The organism is Pseudomonas sp. 20-5 (genome assembly GCF_056782835.1).
On the sequence record NZ_CM165584.1, the window covers coordinates 4188388 to 4202309 of the forward strand.

The window sequence follows — 13922 nt, forward strand, 5'->3', positions numbered from 1 at the left end:
GCATTCCCCGGCACAGGCGAGGGCCACCATGCAACGCATCCGCATCATCGATTCGCATACCGGCGGCGAGCCCACCCGCCTGGTCATCGGCGGTTTTCCCGATCTCGGCCAGGGCGACATGGCCGAGCGCCGGCGCCTGCTCGGCGAGCGCCATGACGCCTGGCGCGCCGCCTGCATCCTCGAACCGCGCGGCAGCGACGTACTGGTCGGCGCCCTGCTCTGCGCACCGGTCGATCCCGAAGCCTGTGCCGGAGTGATCTTCTTCAACAACAGTGGCTACCTCGGCATGTGCGGCCACGGCACCATCGGCCTGGTCGCCTCGCTGGCACACCTCGGGCGGATCGGTCCCGGCGTGCACCGCATCGAGACGCCGGTCGGCGAGGTCGAGGCGACCCTCCACGAGGACGGCTCGGTCAGCGTGCGCAACGTGCCGGCCTACCGCTACCGTCGCCAGGTCAGCGTCGAAGTGCCCGGCATCGGCCGGGTCAGCGGCGACATCGCCTGGGGCGGCAACTGGTTCTTCCTGGTCGCCGGACACGGCCAGCGCATCGCCGGCGACAACCTCGACGCCCTCACCGCCTACACCGTCGCCGTCCAGCAGGCGCTGGAAGACCAGGGCATCCGCGGCGAGGACGGCGGCGCCATCGATCACATCGAACTGTTCGCCGACGATCCCCACGCCGACAGCCGCAACTTCGTGCTCTGCCCCGGCAAGGCCTACGACCGCTCGCCCTGCGGCACCGGCACCAGCGCCAAGCTGGCCTGCCTGGCCGCCGACGGCAAGCTGCTGCCCGGCCAGCCCTGGCGCCAGGCGAGCGTGATCGGCAGCCAGTTCGAGGGGCGTTACGAATGGCTCGACGGCCAGCCCGGCGGGCCCATCGTGCCGACCATCCGCGGCCGCGCCCACGTCAGCGCGGAAGCCACCCTGCTGCTGGCGGACGACGATCCGTTCGCCTGGGGCATCCGCCGGTGAACGCCGAGGTCATCGTGGTCGGCGCCGGCATCGTCGGCAGCGCCTGCGCCCATGAACTGGCGCGTCGCGGCCTCGACGTACTGGTGCTGGACAGCCGCCGCGGCGGTGCCACCGCGGTGGGCATGGGCCATCTGGTGGCGATGGACGACAACCCGGCCGAACTGGCCCTCAGCGACTACTCGACCCAGGCCTGGCGCGCCTGGGCGGCGGAGTTGCCGGAGGATTGCGCCTATCGCGGCTGTGGCACCCTCTGGCTGGCCGCCGATGCCAGCGAACTCGCCGAGGCCGAACGCAAGCGCCAGGCGCTGCAAGCCGCCGGCGTTGCCTGCCGGATGCTTGGCGCCGCGCGCCTGTACGCCCTCGAACCGGCCCTGCGGCCGGGCCTGGCCGGCGCCCTGGAGGTGTCCGGCGACGGCATCCTCTACGCGCCCAACGCCGCGCGCTGGCTGCTCGACCAGGCCGGGCCGCGCCTGCGACGGCTGTACGCCGAAGTCAGCGAAGTGGACGGCAGCCGCCTGCGCCTGGCCGACGGCCGCTGGCTGAGCGCCGAGGCGCTGGTGCTGGCCAACGGCATCCATGCCGGCGAGCTGTGCGCGGAGCTGCCGATCCGCCCGAAGAAAGGCCACCTGCTGATCACCGACCGCTATCCCGGCACCCTCCGCCATCAACTGGTGGAACTCGGCTATGTCAGCAGCGCCCATGCCAGCAGCGGTACCTCGGTAGCCTTCAACGCCCAGCCGCGCCCCACCGGGCAGGTCTTCCTCGGCTCCTCGCGGCAGTTCGACACGCTCGACCCGCAGGTGGAAGGCCCGGTGCTGGCGCGCATGCTGCGGCGTGCCCTGGACTACCTGCCGGGGCTCGCCGGCCTCAATGCGATCCGCGCCTGGACCGGCTTCCGCGCCGCCACTCCGGACGGCCTGCCGCTGCTTGGCGAGCACCCGGCGCAGCCGGGCCTGTGGCTGGCGGTCGGCCACGAGGGCCTGGGCGTGACCACCGCGCCGGGCAGCGCGCGCCTGCTCGCCGCCCAGTTGTTCGGCGAAACGCCGCCGCTGGATGCCACGCCTTATCTGCCGCAACGCTTCCTCTCCAGCTCCGGGAGTGCCCGTCCATGATCGAACTGTTCATCGACCGGCGTCCGCTGCGGGTCGCCGTCGGTACCAGCGTGGCGGCCGCCCTCGCCCTCGGCGGCGACGGCTGCTCCCGCAGCGCGGTCGGCGGCGGGCGGCGCGCGCCGTTCTGCGGCATGGGCGCGTGCCAGGAATGCCGGGTATTGATCGACGGTCGGCGACGCCTGGCCTGCCAGACCGTCTGCCAATCCGGCATGCGCGTGGAGACCCAGGCATGAGCGCCGACTACGACCTGCTGATCGTCGGTGCCGGCCCCGCCGGCCTGGCCGCAGCGCTGGCCGCCGCGCCGAGCGGCGCGCGCATCGCCCTGGTCGACGACAACCCGGCCGCCGGCGGACAGATCTGGCGCGACGGCCCGCGTGCCAGCCTGCCGCCGCGTGCCCATCAGATGCGTCAACGCCTGGCCGGGCAGGCCAATGTCGAGCACTTCCCGGCGACCCGGGTGGTCGCCTGCGGTCCCGGCAGGCGCCTGTTGCTGGAAGACCCGCAACGTGGCTGGCAGGTCGGCTACCGACGCCTGGTCCTCTGCACCGGCGCCCGCGAACTGCTGCTGCCTTTTCCCGGCTGGACCCTCCCCGGCGTCACCGGCGCCGGCGGCCTGCAGGCGTTGGCCAAGGGCGGCCTGCCACTGGCCGGCCAGCGCCTGGTGGTGGCTGGCTCCGGCCCGCTGCTGCTGGCCAGCGCCGCCAGCGCCAGCCAGTGCGGGGCGCGCCTGCTGCGCGTCGCCGAACAGGCGCCGGCGAGAACCCTGGCCGCCTTCGCCGTACGCCTCCCGCGCTGGCCCGGCAAGCTGTGGCAGGCCGCCGGCCTGTTCGCCCGTAGCTACCGCGCCGACAGCTACGTGCTCGCCGCCCTCGGCGAGGAGCGCCTGGAAGCCGTGCGCCTGCGCGAAGGCGGTCGGGTCCGCGAGATCGCCTGCGAACGCCTGGCCTGCGGCTTCGGCCTGGTGCCCAACGTGCAACTCGGCCAGGCCCTCGGCTATCGCCTCGACGGCCCGGCGCTCGCCGTCGACGAATGGCAGGCCGGCAGCCTGCCCGACCACTACGCCGCCGGCGAATGCACCGGCTTCGGCGGCAGCGAACTGGCCCTGGTGGAAGGCGCCATCGCCGGCCATGCCGCCGTCGACGAGCGCGACGCGGCTCGCCGCCTGTGGCCACGACGGCGACGCTGGCAGGGCTTCGCCGACACCCTGGCGCGACACTTCGCCCTGCGTGCCGAACTGCGTCAACTGGCGGAGGCGGATACCCTGGTCTGCCGTTGCGAAGACGTCCCCTTGGCCGCGCTGGCCGGGCATGCCGGCTGGACCGAGGCCAAGCTGCACAGCCGTTGCGGCATGGGCGCCTGCCAGGGGCGGATATGCGGCAGCGCCGCGCAATTCCTGTTCGGCTGGACGCCTCCGGCGCCGCGTCCGCCGTTCAGCCCGGCGCGCCTGGAGACCCTGGCCCGCTGGCAGGGCGACGCCGGCTAGCGACGCTCGGCGCGATACAGCCAGCCGAGGCCGGCCAGCGACAGCAGCAGGCCACCCAGCAGCATGGGTGTCAGCGGCTCGGCGAACATCCAGTGCGCCCATAGCAGGGTCAGCGCCGGGCTCAGGTACAGCGCCGCGCTGCCACCCTGTGCGGAAAGATGGCGCAGGCCCAGCCAGTACAGGCCGTAGCCGCCGAAGGTGGGCAGCAGCACCAGCCAGGCGAGCCCGAACAGGAATCCGCCGGACAGCGGCGGCCGCAGGCTACCCTCCGCCAGCGCCAGGCCGGCGAACGCCGGCAGCGCGGCGCCGATCTGCACGAACAGCACCACGACCAGCGATCCCGGCGCATCGTCCCAGCGCTTCTGCAACAGGGTGGCCAGGGCCAGCGCCAGCATGCCCAGCAGCGGCAGGCCGTAGGCCCAGCCCGGCGCCCGCCCCAGCGCCAACGCCGCATGCCCGGCCCAGAGCACCCCGGCGACGCCCAGGGCGATCCCCGGCCACTGCCCCGGCCGCGTTCGCTGCCCCGGCAGGACCAGCGCCAGCAAGGCCACCAGCAGCGGCAACAGGTCGGCCATCAGCGCCGCCACGCCCGGCGAGACGCCGAGTTCGATGGCCTTGGCGATCGGCGCGATGTAGCCCGCGTAGGCCAACGCCCCGATCAGCGCCTGGCGCCGCCACTGGCGCGCCGACAACCGGCGCAGCCCGGCCCAGGCGAAGGGCAGCAGCAGCGCCAGGCAAACGGCGAAGCGCCAGAAGCTGGTGAGGAACACCGGCGCCTGTTCCATGGCATAGCGGTAGCCGACGAAGCCGGAACTCCAGGCCAGTACCATGCCCAGTTGCACGGCCAGCAGGCGGGTCGCCCCGGGCATCGCTCGCGGGGTGCAGGTGGTCGCGCGCATCGCTCGCCTCCGTCGGTCAGGTTCGAGTCGAGGCTAGGCGGCCTCCGCCGCTACTATCAAACGAAACTATCTGCACCAGTCATGCAGGAAATCGGAACCATGAGCGCCAACCTGGATATCGAGCTGCTGCGTACCTTCCATGCCATCCTGCGCTTCGGCCGCTTTCTCGCCGCGGCCAGCCACCTCAACCGCAGCCCCTCGGCGGTGAGCACCCACGTCCGGCGCCTGGAGGAACTGGCCGGCGGCCGGCTGTTCGAGCGCGACAACCAGTCGGTGCGGCTGACCCCGCTGGGGCAGCGGTTCCAGCGCCAGACCGCCGAGCTGCTGGAGACCCACGACCGCGTGCTCGCCGGGTTGCGCAGACGGGAAGAGCCGCTGCGCGTGCGCTTCGGCATTTCCGAGGAATACGCCGGCAAGCTGCTCGGCCGCCTCCTGCCACGCCTCGGCGCGGAACTGCCGGCGCTGGAGCTGGAGGTGCTCACCGACGCCAGCGGCAGGCTGGCCGGACGCCTGCGGCGCGGCCAGCTGGACCTCGCCCTGCTGGTGCAAGCGCAAGACGAAACCCCGTACGACGGGCACTCCCGCGAGATCGGCGGCACCCAGCCGGTGTGGGTCGCCGGCCACGGCCTGCGGATCGATCCGCAACGCCCGCTGCCGCTGGCCCTGCACGGCCAGGGTTGTCCCTATCGGCAGGCGCTGCTGGAAGCCCTCGGCGCGACGGGCCGGCGCTGGCGCACGGTGGTTAGCAGTCCCGGCGCGACGGCGCTGGAAGCGGCCATCGAAGGCGGCCTGGCGATCGGCGTGATCGACCGTGCGCGGGTCGGCCCGACGATGCGCGTGCTGGGGCCGGCGGAGGGCTTCGCCGAACTGCCCGCCCACCGCATTCGCCTGGCCTTCGCCCCGGGAGAGCGGCCGCCGGCGCTGGAGCGCCTCGGCGAACTGATCGCCGAGGAGTTCCGGCTCTGAGCCGCTACAGCGCCGGGCGCTAGACCCGCAGGCGGTGGCCGTCTGTCAGTTTCCGGCAGCAGTCGCTCACTGCGCGGCGATGCTTTCCCGTTCACGCCACTCGCGCAGCAACGCCTGGCGCCGGCGCCGCCCTCGATGTGCGCGCCCTGCTGTCGCAGGGTGGCGATATCGCGGTAGAGGGTGCGCAGGCTGATCCCCAGTTCGCCGGCGAGCACATGCCCGGCCACCGGGTAACGGTGCCGGCGCAGAATCTGCAGCAGGTCGAGCAGGCGCTGGCTACGGGACAGGGCGCCGACTCACAGTTGCTCCAGGCAGTCGCGGGCGTGGTCGTCGAGGGGGACGAAGACCAGCAGGCGATCGCCGTTCTTCGGCGCCGACCACCAGTTGGTCTGCTGCAGTTCGAATTCGCCGCAGCGCGCATGACGGAAGCGCTTGAGCTGGTTTTCGATACCCATCACCTCGTTGCGCCGCCAGATCTCGCGGAACTCCGCCGAAGCCTCCAGGCAGCGCTGCAACTGCCGCTCCCACAGCGGATCGCCCATGCGCTCGACCATTGCCGCGCGGAAGAAGCCGACCATCCGCGGCAACGCCTCCTCGCGGTTGGCCATGCAGTAGCGCCAGCGCTCGTGGGTCAGCGCCAGGTAGATGCAGTTGCGGTCTTCCTCGGGGATCTCCGCCAGGTCGATGCCCACCAGCCGGCAATAGGCGCGGTTGTAGCCGCGGATGTCGAAACGGGCGTTCTGCACCATGGCCGGCAACGGGTCGAGGGCATCGAGGATGGCCTGGGTGGCGGCCGAGGGCTTCTCGCAGACCGCCCGCCGCGCCGAGGTCGGCGCGGCCAGCCCGGCGAGGTTGAACAGGTGGTGGGTTTCCGTCTCGTTGCACAGCAGGGCCCGGGCGATGGCTCCGATCACCTGCTCCGAAGCGCGTACCGCGCGGCCCTGCTCCAGCCAGGTGTACCAGGTCACGCCGACCCCGGCGAGCTGCGCCACCTCCTCGCGACGCAGGCCCGGCGTGCGTCGGCGGCCGAGGCGGGAAATGCCGACCCGCTGCGGCTCGATGCTTTCCCGCCGGCGGCGCAGGAAGGCCCCCAGCTGTTCGGCGCGGGATGGCTGCGCGGGGCTTTCCGCAGCGTGGCTGGCAGGGGCGTCGAGGGGCATGGCGAAGTCCTCCGAAGGGCAGACGGGTAGCGCCAATACCAGGATAAGCAAGAACTGGTACCGGGTTAGCCAGAAGCGCATGCTGCCAGCCCACTCCCTTCCGCACAAGGACTCCGCCCATGCCCAGCACCGTCTCGTCGTCGCGGCTCGGCCTCGCCGGGCTCTGCATCCTGCTGGCGGGGCAACTGTTGCCGATGATCGATTTCTCCATCGTCAACGTCGCCCTCGACGCCCTCGCCCATTCCCTCGGCGCCAGCGAAACCGAACTGGAACTGATCGTCGCCGTCTACGGCGTGGCCTTCGCCGTGTGCCTGGCGATGGGCGGCCGGCTTGGCGACAACTACGGCCGTCGCCGCCTGTTCGATCTCGGCGTCGCCCTGTTCGCCGTCGCCTCGTTGCTTTGCGGGCTGGCCGGTTCGGTCTGGCTGCTGTTGGTGGCGCGCGCCCTGCAGGGCGTCGGCGCGGCGCTGGTCGTGCCGCAGATTCTCGCCACCCTGCATGTCAGCCTCAGCGGCCACGCGCATTCCCGCGCGCTGGCCGCCTACGGCGCCATCGGCGGCCTGGCCTTCGTCGTCGGCCAGGTGCTCGGCGGCTTCCTGGTCTCCGCCGACATCGGCGGCCTCGGCTGGCGCAGCGTGTTCCTGATCAACCTGCCGATCTGCCTCGGCATTCTCCTTTGCAGCCGCCGCTGGGTACCGGAGACCCGCGCCGAGCATGCCGCCCGCGTCGACGCGCCGGGCACCCTGCTGCTCGCCGCGCTGATCCTCTGCCTGCTGCTGCCGCTGGCTCTCGGCCCATCGCTGCACTGGTCCTGGCCCTGCGCCCTGCTGCTGGCGGCGGCGGTGCCGCTGCTGGCCTGGCTGTGGCGCACCGAGCTGCGCCAGGAACGCCGCCAGGCCTGGCCGTTGCTGCCGCCGTCGCTGCTGCGCCTGCCGAGCATCCGCTTCGGCCTGTTACTGGCGATCCTGTTCTTCGCCTGCTGGAGCGGCTTCATGTTCGCCCTCGCCCTGGCCCTGCAGGCCGGCGCCGGTCTCTCGCCGGTACAGGCCGGCAATGCCTTCATCGCCCTCGGCGCCTCCTACTTCGTCTCGGCGCTGCTCACCGCCCGGGTGGCGGCGCGGATCGGCCCGGTACGCCTGCTGCTGCTCGGCTGCGTCATCCAGATGTGCGGCCTGCTCGGCCTGATGCTGACCCTGCAACGGGTCTGGCCGCAGCCGGGCATCCTCAACCTGGCGCCGGCGACCCTGGTGATCGGCTTCGGCCAGGCGTTCATCGTCAGCAGCTTCTTCCGCATCGGCCTCTCGGAGGTGCCGGCCGCCCAGGCCGGCGCCGGCAGCGCCATGCTCGCCACCGTCCAGCAGGCCTCCCTCGGCCTCGGCTCGGCGCTGCTCGGCGCGGTGTTCGCGCACAGGCTGGAGCGCCATGGCGACTACCTGGAAGCGACGCAGACGACCCTGGCCGTCGAGTTCGTCCTGATGACGCTGCTGCTCGGCGCCACCTGCCTCTTCTACCTGCGCCGCGTGCGCACGGTGCCATTGCGCTGCGACTCGCCGGGCAACTGAGGCGCGCGGCCGGGCCCTGTTCCCGGCCGCCGGCGCCCCGTATGCTGGCGCGGTCCCCCAGCCAGGCCTTCGCCCCGATGCACGACCTGCTCGCCGCCCCGCCCCCCGCCGACCTCGCCAGCCTGCTGGCCAGCCTGCGCCAGGTCGAGGCGCTGCTCGACGCCATGCCCGGCGTGGTGTTCTTCGTCAAGGACGAGCGCGCCCGCTACGTCCTGGTCAACCGCACCCTGGCACGCCGCTGCGGCGTGAAGGACAAGGCCGAACTGCTCGGCCGCAGCGCCGACGAGGTCTTCCCTTCCAGCCTCGGTCCGCTCTATGCCGAGCAGGATCGGCGCGTGCTGCGCGGCGGCGCGACGCTGGAGAACCAGTTGGAGCTGCACCTCTATCCCGGTCGCCAGCCGGGCTGGTGCCTGACCCACAAGCAGGCGCTGCGCGATGCCGACGGGGCGATCATCGGCATGGCCGGCATCTCCCACGACCTGCCGGCGGCGCAGTCGGCGCACCCGGCCTACGGGCGGCTGGCGGCGGTGGACGCGCATATCCGCGAGCACTACGACCAGCCGCTCAGCCTCGCCGATCTCACTGCCATCGCCGGGCTCTCGGTGGCGCAACTGGAACGTCACTGCAAGCGCATCTTCCAGCTCACCCCACGGCAGATGATCCACAAGGCGCGGCTCGGCGCCGCCTCGCAACTGCTCGCCGGCGACGCGCCGATCACCGAGATCGCCCTGCGCTGCGGCTACACCGACCACAGCGCCTTCAGCCGCCAGTTCAAGGCGCTCACCGGACTCTCGCCGAGCCAGTACCGCGAGACCCATCGCCAGCCCCGAAAAGCGTAACGCCTCGCCCCGCCACGGGGCGGCGGTAGCAATCCTGCTCCCTTTTGTAACACCGCCGGCCGCGCCCGAGCGGGGCGCAGTCCGGCGCGGCCTGGCACAGCGACGCGCCAGCCAAAGCGGTCGCGCTCCAGCGAAAGGTTTTTTATCGCCGTCGGACGAGGTTCTGGCACAGCCATTGCTCACTTAAAATATCGTATACGAAATCACAAATACGGGATTTGCCGCCCTCCCACTCAACCGCATCGCCAGAGGCCCCCATGAATACCAAGAAGACCCTTGCCCTAGCCCTCACCGCTGCCCTGGGCTGTTCCCTCGCCGGTCTCGCCCAGGCCGACAAGCTCGACGACATCATCGAGTCCGGCAAGCTGCGCTGCGCCGTCACCCTGGACTTTCCGCCGATGGGCTCGCGCGATGCACAGAACAACCCGGTGGGCTTCGACGTCGATTACTGCAACGACCTGGCGAAGGCCCTGGACGTCAAGGCGGAGATCGTCGAGACGCCCTTTCCCGACCGCATCCCGGCGCTGGTGTCGGGTCGCGCCGACGTGATCGTCGCATCCACCTCGGACACCCTGGAGCGGGCCAAGACCATCGGCATGAGCATCCCCTACTTCGCCTTCGTCAAGGTGGTACTGACCCGCGAGGACACCGGCATCGCCAGCTACGAGGACCTCAAGGGCCGCCCGGTCGGCGGCACCGCTGGCACCTTCGAGGCGCTGGCCCTGGAGAAGGACAGCAAGGCCTGGGGCGACGCCAAGGGCAGCTTCCGCGCCTACCAGTCCGAGGCCGACACCGCCCTGGCGATCAGCCAGGGGCATATCGACGCCACGGTCGTCTCTTCCACCGTCGCCGCCTCGTGGATCAAGTCGGGCAAGTACAAGGGCCTGAAGATCGCCGGCGACGCGCCCTATGACATCGACTACGTGGCCCTCGGCGCCAAGCGCAACGAATACGGCCTGCTCAACTACCTGAACCTGTTCATCAACCAGCAGGTGCGCACCGGCCGCTACGCCGAGCTGGCGCAGAAATGGGTCGGCGGCACGGCGCCGGAGCTGACCACCAGCGCGGTCTACCGCTGAAGCCGAGGGCGCGGTCCGCCGCCGGGCCGCGCCGTTTCCCCCCGTCCTGGATGCGCCGATGAAGCACGCACACCTCATCGTTCCCCGTACCCTGGTCGCCGGCAGCGCGTCCGGCGAACTGCTGTACGCCCCGACCGGCCTGAGCTTCTGGGGCGGCGTCGACCCGCGCAGCGCGGAAGTGATCGACCGTCACCACCCGCTCAGCGGCCGCCATCTACACGGCAGGCTGCTGGCGATTCCCGGTGGGCGCGGCTCCTGTACCGGCAGCAGCGTACTGCTGGAACTGATCCTCGGCGGACGTGCGCCGGCGGCGATCCTCCTGCGCGAACCGGACGAAATCCTCGCCCTCGGCGCGATCGTCGCCGAGGAACTGTTCGGCCGCTCGCTACCCATCGCCTGTCTCGGCGAGCGCTTCGACGAACTCACCGCCTATCCCTGGGCGCGCCTGGCCGACGGACGCCTGGAACTCCACCGCGATGCCCCGCCGCCGCTGGAGGCCCGACCCGCCGAAGCGCTGGCGACCGATGCCGGCCCGCGACTGGACGCCTTCGACCAGGCCCTGCTCGCCGGCGAACACGGCGAAGCCGCACGCCTGGCGATGCGCATCGTCCTGCGCATGGCGGCGTTGCAGGGCGCGCAACGGCTGATCGACATCCAGCGCGCGCACATCGACGCTTGCATCTACACCGGCCCGGCCGGCCTGCGCTTCGCCGAGACCCTGCGCGACCTCGGTGCCCGGGTGCGGGTACCGACCACCCTCAACGCCATCTCCGTGGACCAGCGCCGCTGGCGCGAACAGGGCGTACCCGCCGCCCTCGGCGAGCCAGCCGCGGCCCTGGCCCAGGCCTATCTCGACATGGGCGCGCAGCCCAGCTTCACCTGCGCGCCCTACCTGCTCGACGACAGCGCGCGGGCCGGCGAACAGATCGTCTGGGCCGAGTCCAACGCGGTGCTCTTCGCCAACAGCGTGCTCGGCGCACGCACCAACAAGTACGCCGACTTCATGGATATCTGCTGCGCCCTCACCGGTCGCGCGCCGCTGGCCGGCTGCCACCTCGACGAGCAGCGCCAGGCGCGGGTACTGATCGAAGTGGAAGACCTCGGCAGCGTCGACGATGCCTTCTACCCGACCCTCGGCTACCTCTGCGGCCTGCTCTGCGACGGGCAGATCCCGGCGATCGACGGCCTGCGGCAGCGGCAGCCGGACCACGACGCGCTCAAGGCCTTCGGCGCGGCGCTGGGCACCAGTTCCTCGGTGCCGATGTTCCACGTCATCGGCGTCACCCCGGAAGCCCCTGACCTGGCCAGCGCCTTCGGCGGCCGCGCGCCGCGGCGGACCCTGCGGGTCGGACGCGAGCGCCTGCGCGACGCCTGGCGCGAGCTGGACAGCGCCGGCGAGACGCGGATCGACCTGGTGGCGCTGGGCAACCCGCACTTCTCCGCCAGCGAATTCGCCCAGCTCGCCGCGCTCTGCCACGGCCGCCGCAGACACCCGGAGGTAGCGCTGGTGATCACCAGCAGCCGGCAGGTCGTCGCCCAGGCCGAAGCGGCCGGGCACCTGGCGACGCTGCAGGCGTTCGGCGCGCGGCTGGTCACCGACACCTGCTGGTGCATGCTCGACGAACCGCTGGTGCCGCCGGGCGCGCGCACCCTGATGACCAACTCCGCCAAGTATGCCCACTACGCCCCCGGACTGGTCGGCCGCCAGGTGCGCTTCGCCGGCCTCGCCGGCTGCGTCGAGGCCGCCGTCGGCGGGCGGGCCCCCGCCGGGCTGCCCGCCTGGTTGAGCGAGGACTGCTGATGTTCGACTACACCTTCCACTGGCGCTCGGCGTTCAACGCCCTGCCGGAGATGCTCGCCGGCAGCCTGGTGACGCTCCAGGTCACCGCGCTGTCGATGCTCTTCGGCATCCTCATCGCCCTGCTCCTGGCCTTCGCCCGGCTCGGCGGCAACCGCCCGCTGCGCGCCGCCGCCGGAGCCTGGATCTCCATCGCGCGGAATACCCCGGCGCTGTTCCAGATCTACATCCTCTACTTCGGCCTGGGCTCCTTCGGCCTGCACGTCAGTTCCTGGTTCGCCCTGCTCGCCGGGGTCACCTTCAACAACGCCGGCTACCTCGCCGAGACCTTCCGCGGCGGCCTCCAGGCGGTGCCCGAGACCCAGTTGCGGGCGGCCCGCTCGCTGGGCATGAGCGCGCCGCAGGCCTATCGCCTGGTGGTGATCCCGCAGCTGCTGCGGGTGGTGTTCTACCCGCTGACCAACCAGTTGGTCTGGGCCATGCTGATGACCTCCCTCGGCGTGGTGGTGGGCCTGACCGACGACCTCACCGGCGTCACCCAGGCACTCAACGTCAAGACCTTCCGCACCTTCGAATACTTCGCCCTGGCCGCCGTCCTCTACTTCGCCATGGCCAAGCTGCTGGTGCTGGCCGCCCGCCTGCTGGGCTGGCGCCTGTTCCGTTACTGAGGGGAATGCCGTGTTCACCACCAGCCTCACCGCCAACGACCTGCTGTTCCTCCTGCAAGGCGCCTGGACCACCCTCGCCATCACCGCCATGGCGATGCTGATCGGCACCCTGCTGGGTGTCGTCTTCGGCCTGCTCCGCGCCCTGCTGCCACGCGCCAGCCTGCCGCTGGCGGCGCTGCTCGACGTATTCCGCAGCGTGCCGCTGCTGATCCAGTTCGTCCTGCTCAATTCCTTCAAGAGCATCCTCGGCCTCGACTGGAGCGCCTTCGCCGTGGCCTGCCTGGTGCTCGGCGTGTACGCCGCCGCCTACTGCACCGAGGTGGTCCGCGGCGGCGTCCTCTCGGTACCGCCGAGCGTGCGCCGGGCGGCGCGTTCGCTGGGCCTGAGCTATCGCCAGGACCTGTTCCACATCGTCCTGCCGATGGCCGCCCGGGTGGCCTTCCCCGGTTGGGTCAACCTGACCCTGTCGGTGATGAAGGACACCTCGCTGGTGCTCTGGATCGGCATCGTCGAACTGCTGCGCGCCTCGCAGACCATCGTCACGCGCATCCAGGAACCGCTCTTCGTGCTCTGCATCGCGGGGCTCGTCTATTACCTCATGAGCTGGGTGATCGCGCGACTCGGCGCCCGGCTGGAACGGAGATGGCAGCAATGATCGAGATCAGCGACGTGCACAAGGCCTACGGCCAGTTCGAGGTGGTCAAGGGTGTCGACCTGAGGGTGGACAAGGGCGAGGTGCTGTCGATCATCGGCGGCTCCGGTTCCGGCAAGTCGACCCTGCTGATGTGCATCAACGGCCTGGAGCCGATCCAGCGCGGCAGCATCCGCGTCGACGGCATCGACGTGCATGCCCGCGGTACCGACCTCAACCGCCTGCGGCGGAAGATCGGCATCGTCTTCCAGCAGTGGAACGCCTTCCCCCACCTGACCGTGCTGGAAAACGTCATGCTCGCGCCGCGCAAGGTGCTCGGCAAGAGCCGCGCCGAAGCCGAGGCGATGGCGCTGAAGCAACTCACCCACGTCGGTCTCGGCGACAAGCTCAAGGTCTTCCCCCAGCGCCTTTCCGGCGGCCAGCAACAGCGCATGGCGATCGCCCGGGCGCTGGCGATGTCGCCGGACTACATGCTGTTCGACGAAGCCACCTCGGCGCTCGACCCGCAGTTGGTCGGCGAGGTGCTGGACACCATGCGCCTGCTCGCCGAGGAAGGCATGACCATGGTGCTGGTCACCCACGAGATCCGCTTCGCCCGCGACGTGTCCGACCGGGTGGCGTTCTTCCGCAATGGCCTGGTCCACGAGATCGGCACCCCCGACCAGGTGATCGGCAACCCGCAGCGGCCGGAGACGGTGGAATTCCTCCGCTCGGTGCTCTGAGCCCGCCCC

14 protein-coding genes and 1 pseudogene are annotated in these 13922 nt (G+C 71.3%); 12 read left to right on the forward strand and 3 right to left on the reverse strand.

Annotation, left to right across the window (positions count from 1 at the left end):
• Positions 1–28 precede the first annotated feature (28 nt).
• Genes AC1RB9_RS19245 through AC1RB9_RS19260 form a run of 4 tightly spaced genes read left to right on the forward strand, consistent with a single transcriptional unit; the run spans position 29 to position 3568 of the window.
• The gene (locus AC1RB9_RS19245; RefSeq protein ID WP_003161795.1) at positions 29–973 is read left to right on the forward strand and encodes a 4-hydroxyproline epimerase; all 945 of its coding nucleotides are present in this window, start codon (positions 29–31) and stop codon (positions 971–973) included.
• On the forward strand, positions 970–2085 hold the full coding sequence (gene lhpB, locus AC1RB9_RS19250; RefSeq protein ID WP_003449381.1) for a D-hydroxyproline dehydrogenase subunit beta LhpB: 1116 nt from the start codon (positions 970–972) through the stop codon (positions 2083–2085). Before AC1RB9_RS19245 ends, lhpB begins: the two co-directional genes overlap by 4 nt.
• Entirely contained in the window at positions 2082–2318 is a 237-nt protein-coding gene (locus AC1RB9_RS19255; protein ID WP_003114956.1) for a (2Fe-2S)-binding protein, read from the forward strand. Before lhpB ends, AC1RB9_RS19255 begins: the two co-directional genes overlap by 4 nt.
• Positions 2315–3568 carry an NAD(P)/FAD-dependent oxidoreductase gene (locus AC1RB9_RS19260; protein ID WP_003114957.1) on the forward strand — a complete coding sequence of 418 codons (1254 nt, stop codon included), beginning with the start codon at positions 2315–2317 and terminating at the stop codon, positions 3566–3568. The genes AC1RB9_RS19255 and AC1RB9_RS19260 overlap by 4 nt, the downstream gene beginning before the upstream one ends.
• On the opposite strand, the gene AC1RB9_RS19265 is transcribed toward AC1RB9_RS19260, so the two are convergent.
• Positions 3565–4467, reverse strand: coding sequence for a DMT family transporter (locus tag AC1RB9_RS19265; RefSeq protein ID WP_003123104.1), 903 nt, complete (start codon positions 4465–4467; stop codon positions 3565–3567). The two genes, AC1RB9_RS19260 and AC1RB9_RS19265, sit on opposite strands and share 4 nt — an antisense overlap.
• Before the next feature lie 99 nt (positions 4468–4566).
• On the opposite strand from AC1RB9_RS19265, the gene AC1RB9_RS19270 reads away from it, so the two are divergent.
• Positions 4567–5433, forward strand: coding sequence for a LysR family transcriptional regulator (locus AC1RB9_RS19270; protein ID WP_003114959.1), 867 nt, complete (start codon positions 4567–4569; stop codon positions 5431–5433).
• 137 nt (positions 5434–5570) lie between these two features.
• Here the strand turns inward: AC1RB9_RS19270 and AC1RB9_RS19275 are convergent.
• A pseudogene (locus AC1RB9_RS19275) lies at positions 5571–5720 on the reverse strand (HTH domain-containing protein); the annotation flags it as partial.
• A gap of 9 nt (positions 5721–5729) precedes the next feature.
• Positions 5730–6674 (reverse strand): helix-turn-helix transcriptional regulator, encoded by a 945-nt coding sequence (locus AC1RB9_RS19280; protein ID WP_003082569.1) that lies wholly within the window; start codon positions 6672–6674, stop codon positions 5730–5732.
• A gap of 38 nt (positions 6675–6712) precedes the next feature.
• Here AC1RB9_RS19280 and AC1RB9_RS19285 point away from each other — a divergent pair, with 38 nt between their 5' ends.
• The 7 genes from AC1RB9_RS19285 (at position 6713) to AC1RB9_RS19315 (ending at position 13913) form a co-directional block, all read left to right on the forward strand.
• Complete coding sequence (locus AC1RB9_RS19285) at positions 6713–8155, forward strand: MFS transporter (protein WP_003145342.1); 1443 nt, start codon at positions 6713–6715, stop codon at positions 8153–8155.
• A gap of 41 nt (positions 8156–8196) precedes the next feature.
• A complete protein-coding gene (locus tag AC1RB9_RS19290; protein ID WP_003110834.1) occupies positions 8197–8994 on the forward strand; it encodes an AraC family transcriptional regulator in 798 nt (265 codons plus the stop codon).
• A gap of 257 nt (positions 8995–9251) precedes the next feature.
• Positions 9252–10073: an ABC transporter substrate-binding protein gene (locus tag AC1RB9_RS19295; protein ID WP_003082561.1), complete on the forward strand. Its 822-nt coding sequence runs from the start codon at positions 9252–9254 to the stop codon at positions 10071–10073.
• A 58-nt stretch (positions 10074–10131) separates the two neighbouring features.
• Positions 10132–11874, forward strand: a complete 1743-nt coding sequence (gene lhpI / locus AC1RB9_RS19300) for a cis-3-hydroxy-L-proline dehydratase (RefSeq protein WP_003449380.1) — start codon at positions 10132–10134, stop codon at positions 11872–11874.
• Complete coding sequence (locus AC1RB9_RS19305; RefSeq protein ID WP_003082559.1) at positions 11874–12539, forward strand: amino acid ABC transporter permease; 666 nt, start codon at positions 11874–11876, stop codon at positions 12537–12539. Before lhpI ends, AC1RB9_RS19305 begins: the two co-directional genes overlap by 1 nt.
• A gap of 10 nt (positions 12540–12549) precedes the next feature.
• Positions 12550–13194, forward strand: a complete 645-nt coding sequence (locus AC1RB9_RS19310; protein WP_003449379.1) for an amino acid ABC transporter permease — start codon at positions 12550–12552, stop codon at positions 13192–13194.
• A complete protein-coding gene (locus AC1RB9_RS19315) occupies positions 13191–13913 on the forward strand; it encodes an amino acid ABC transporter ATP-binding protein (RefSeq protein ID WP_003082555.1) in 723 nt (240 codons plus the stop codon). Before AC1RB9_RS19310 ends, AC1RB9_RS19315 begins: the two co-directional genes overlap by 4 nt.
• Positions 13914–13922 lie beyond the last annotated feature (9 nt).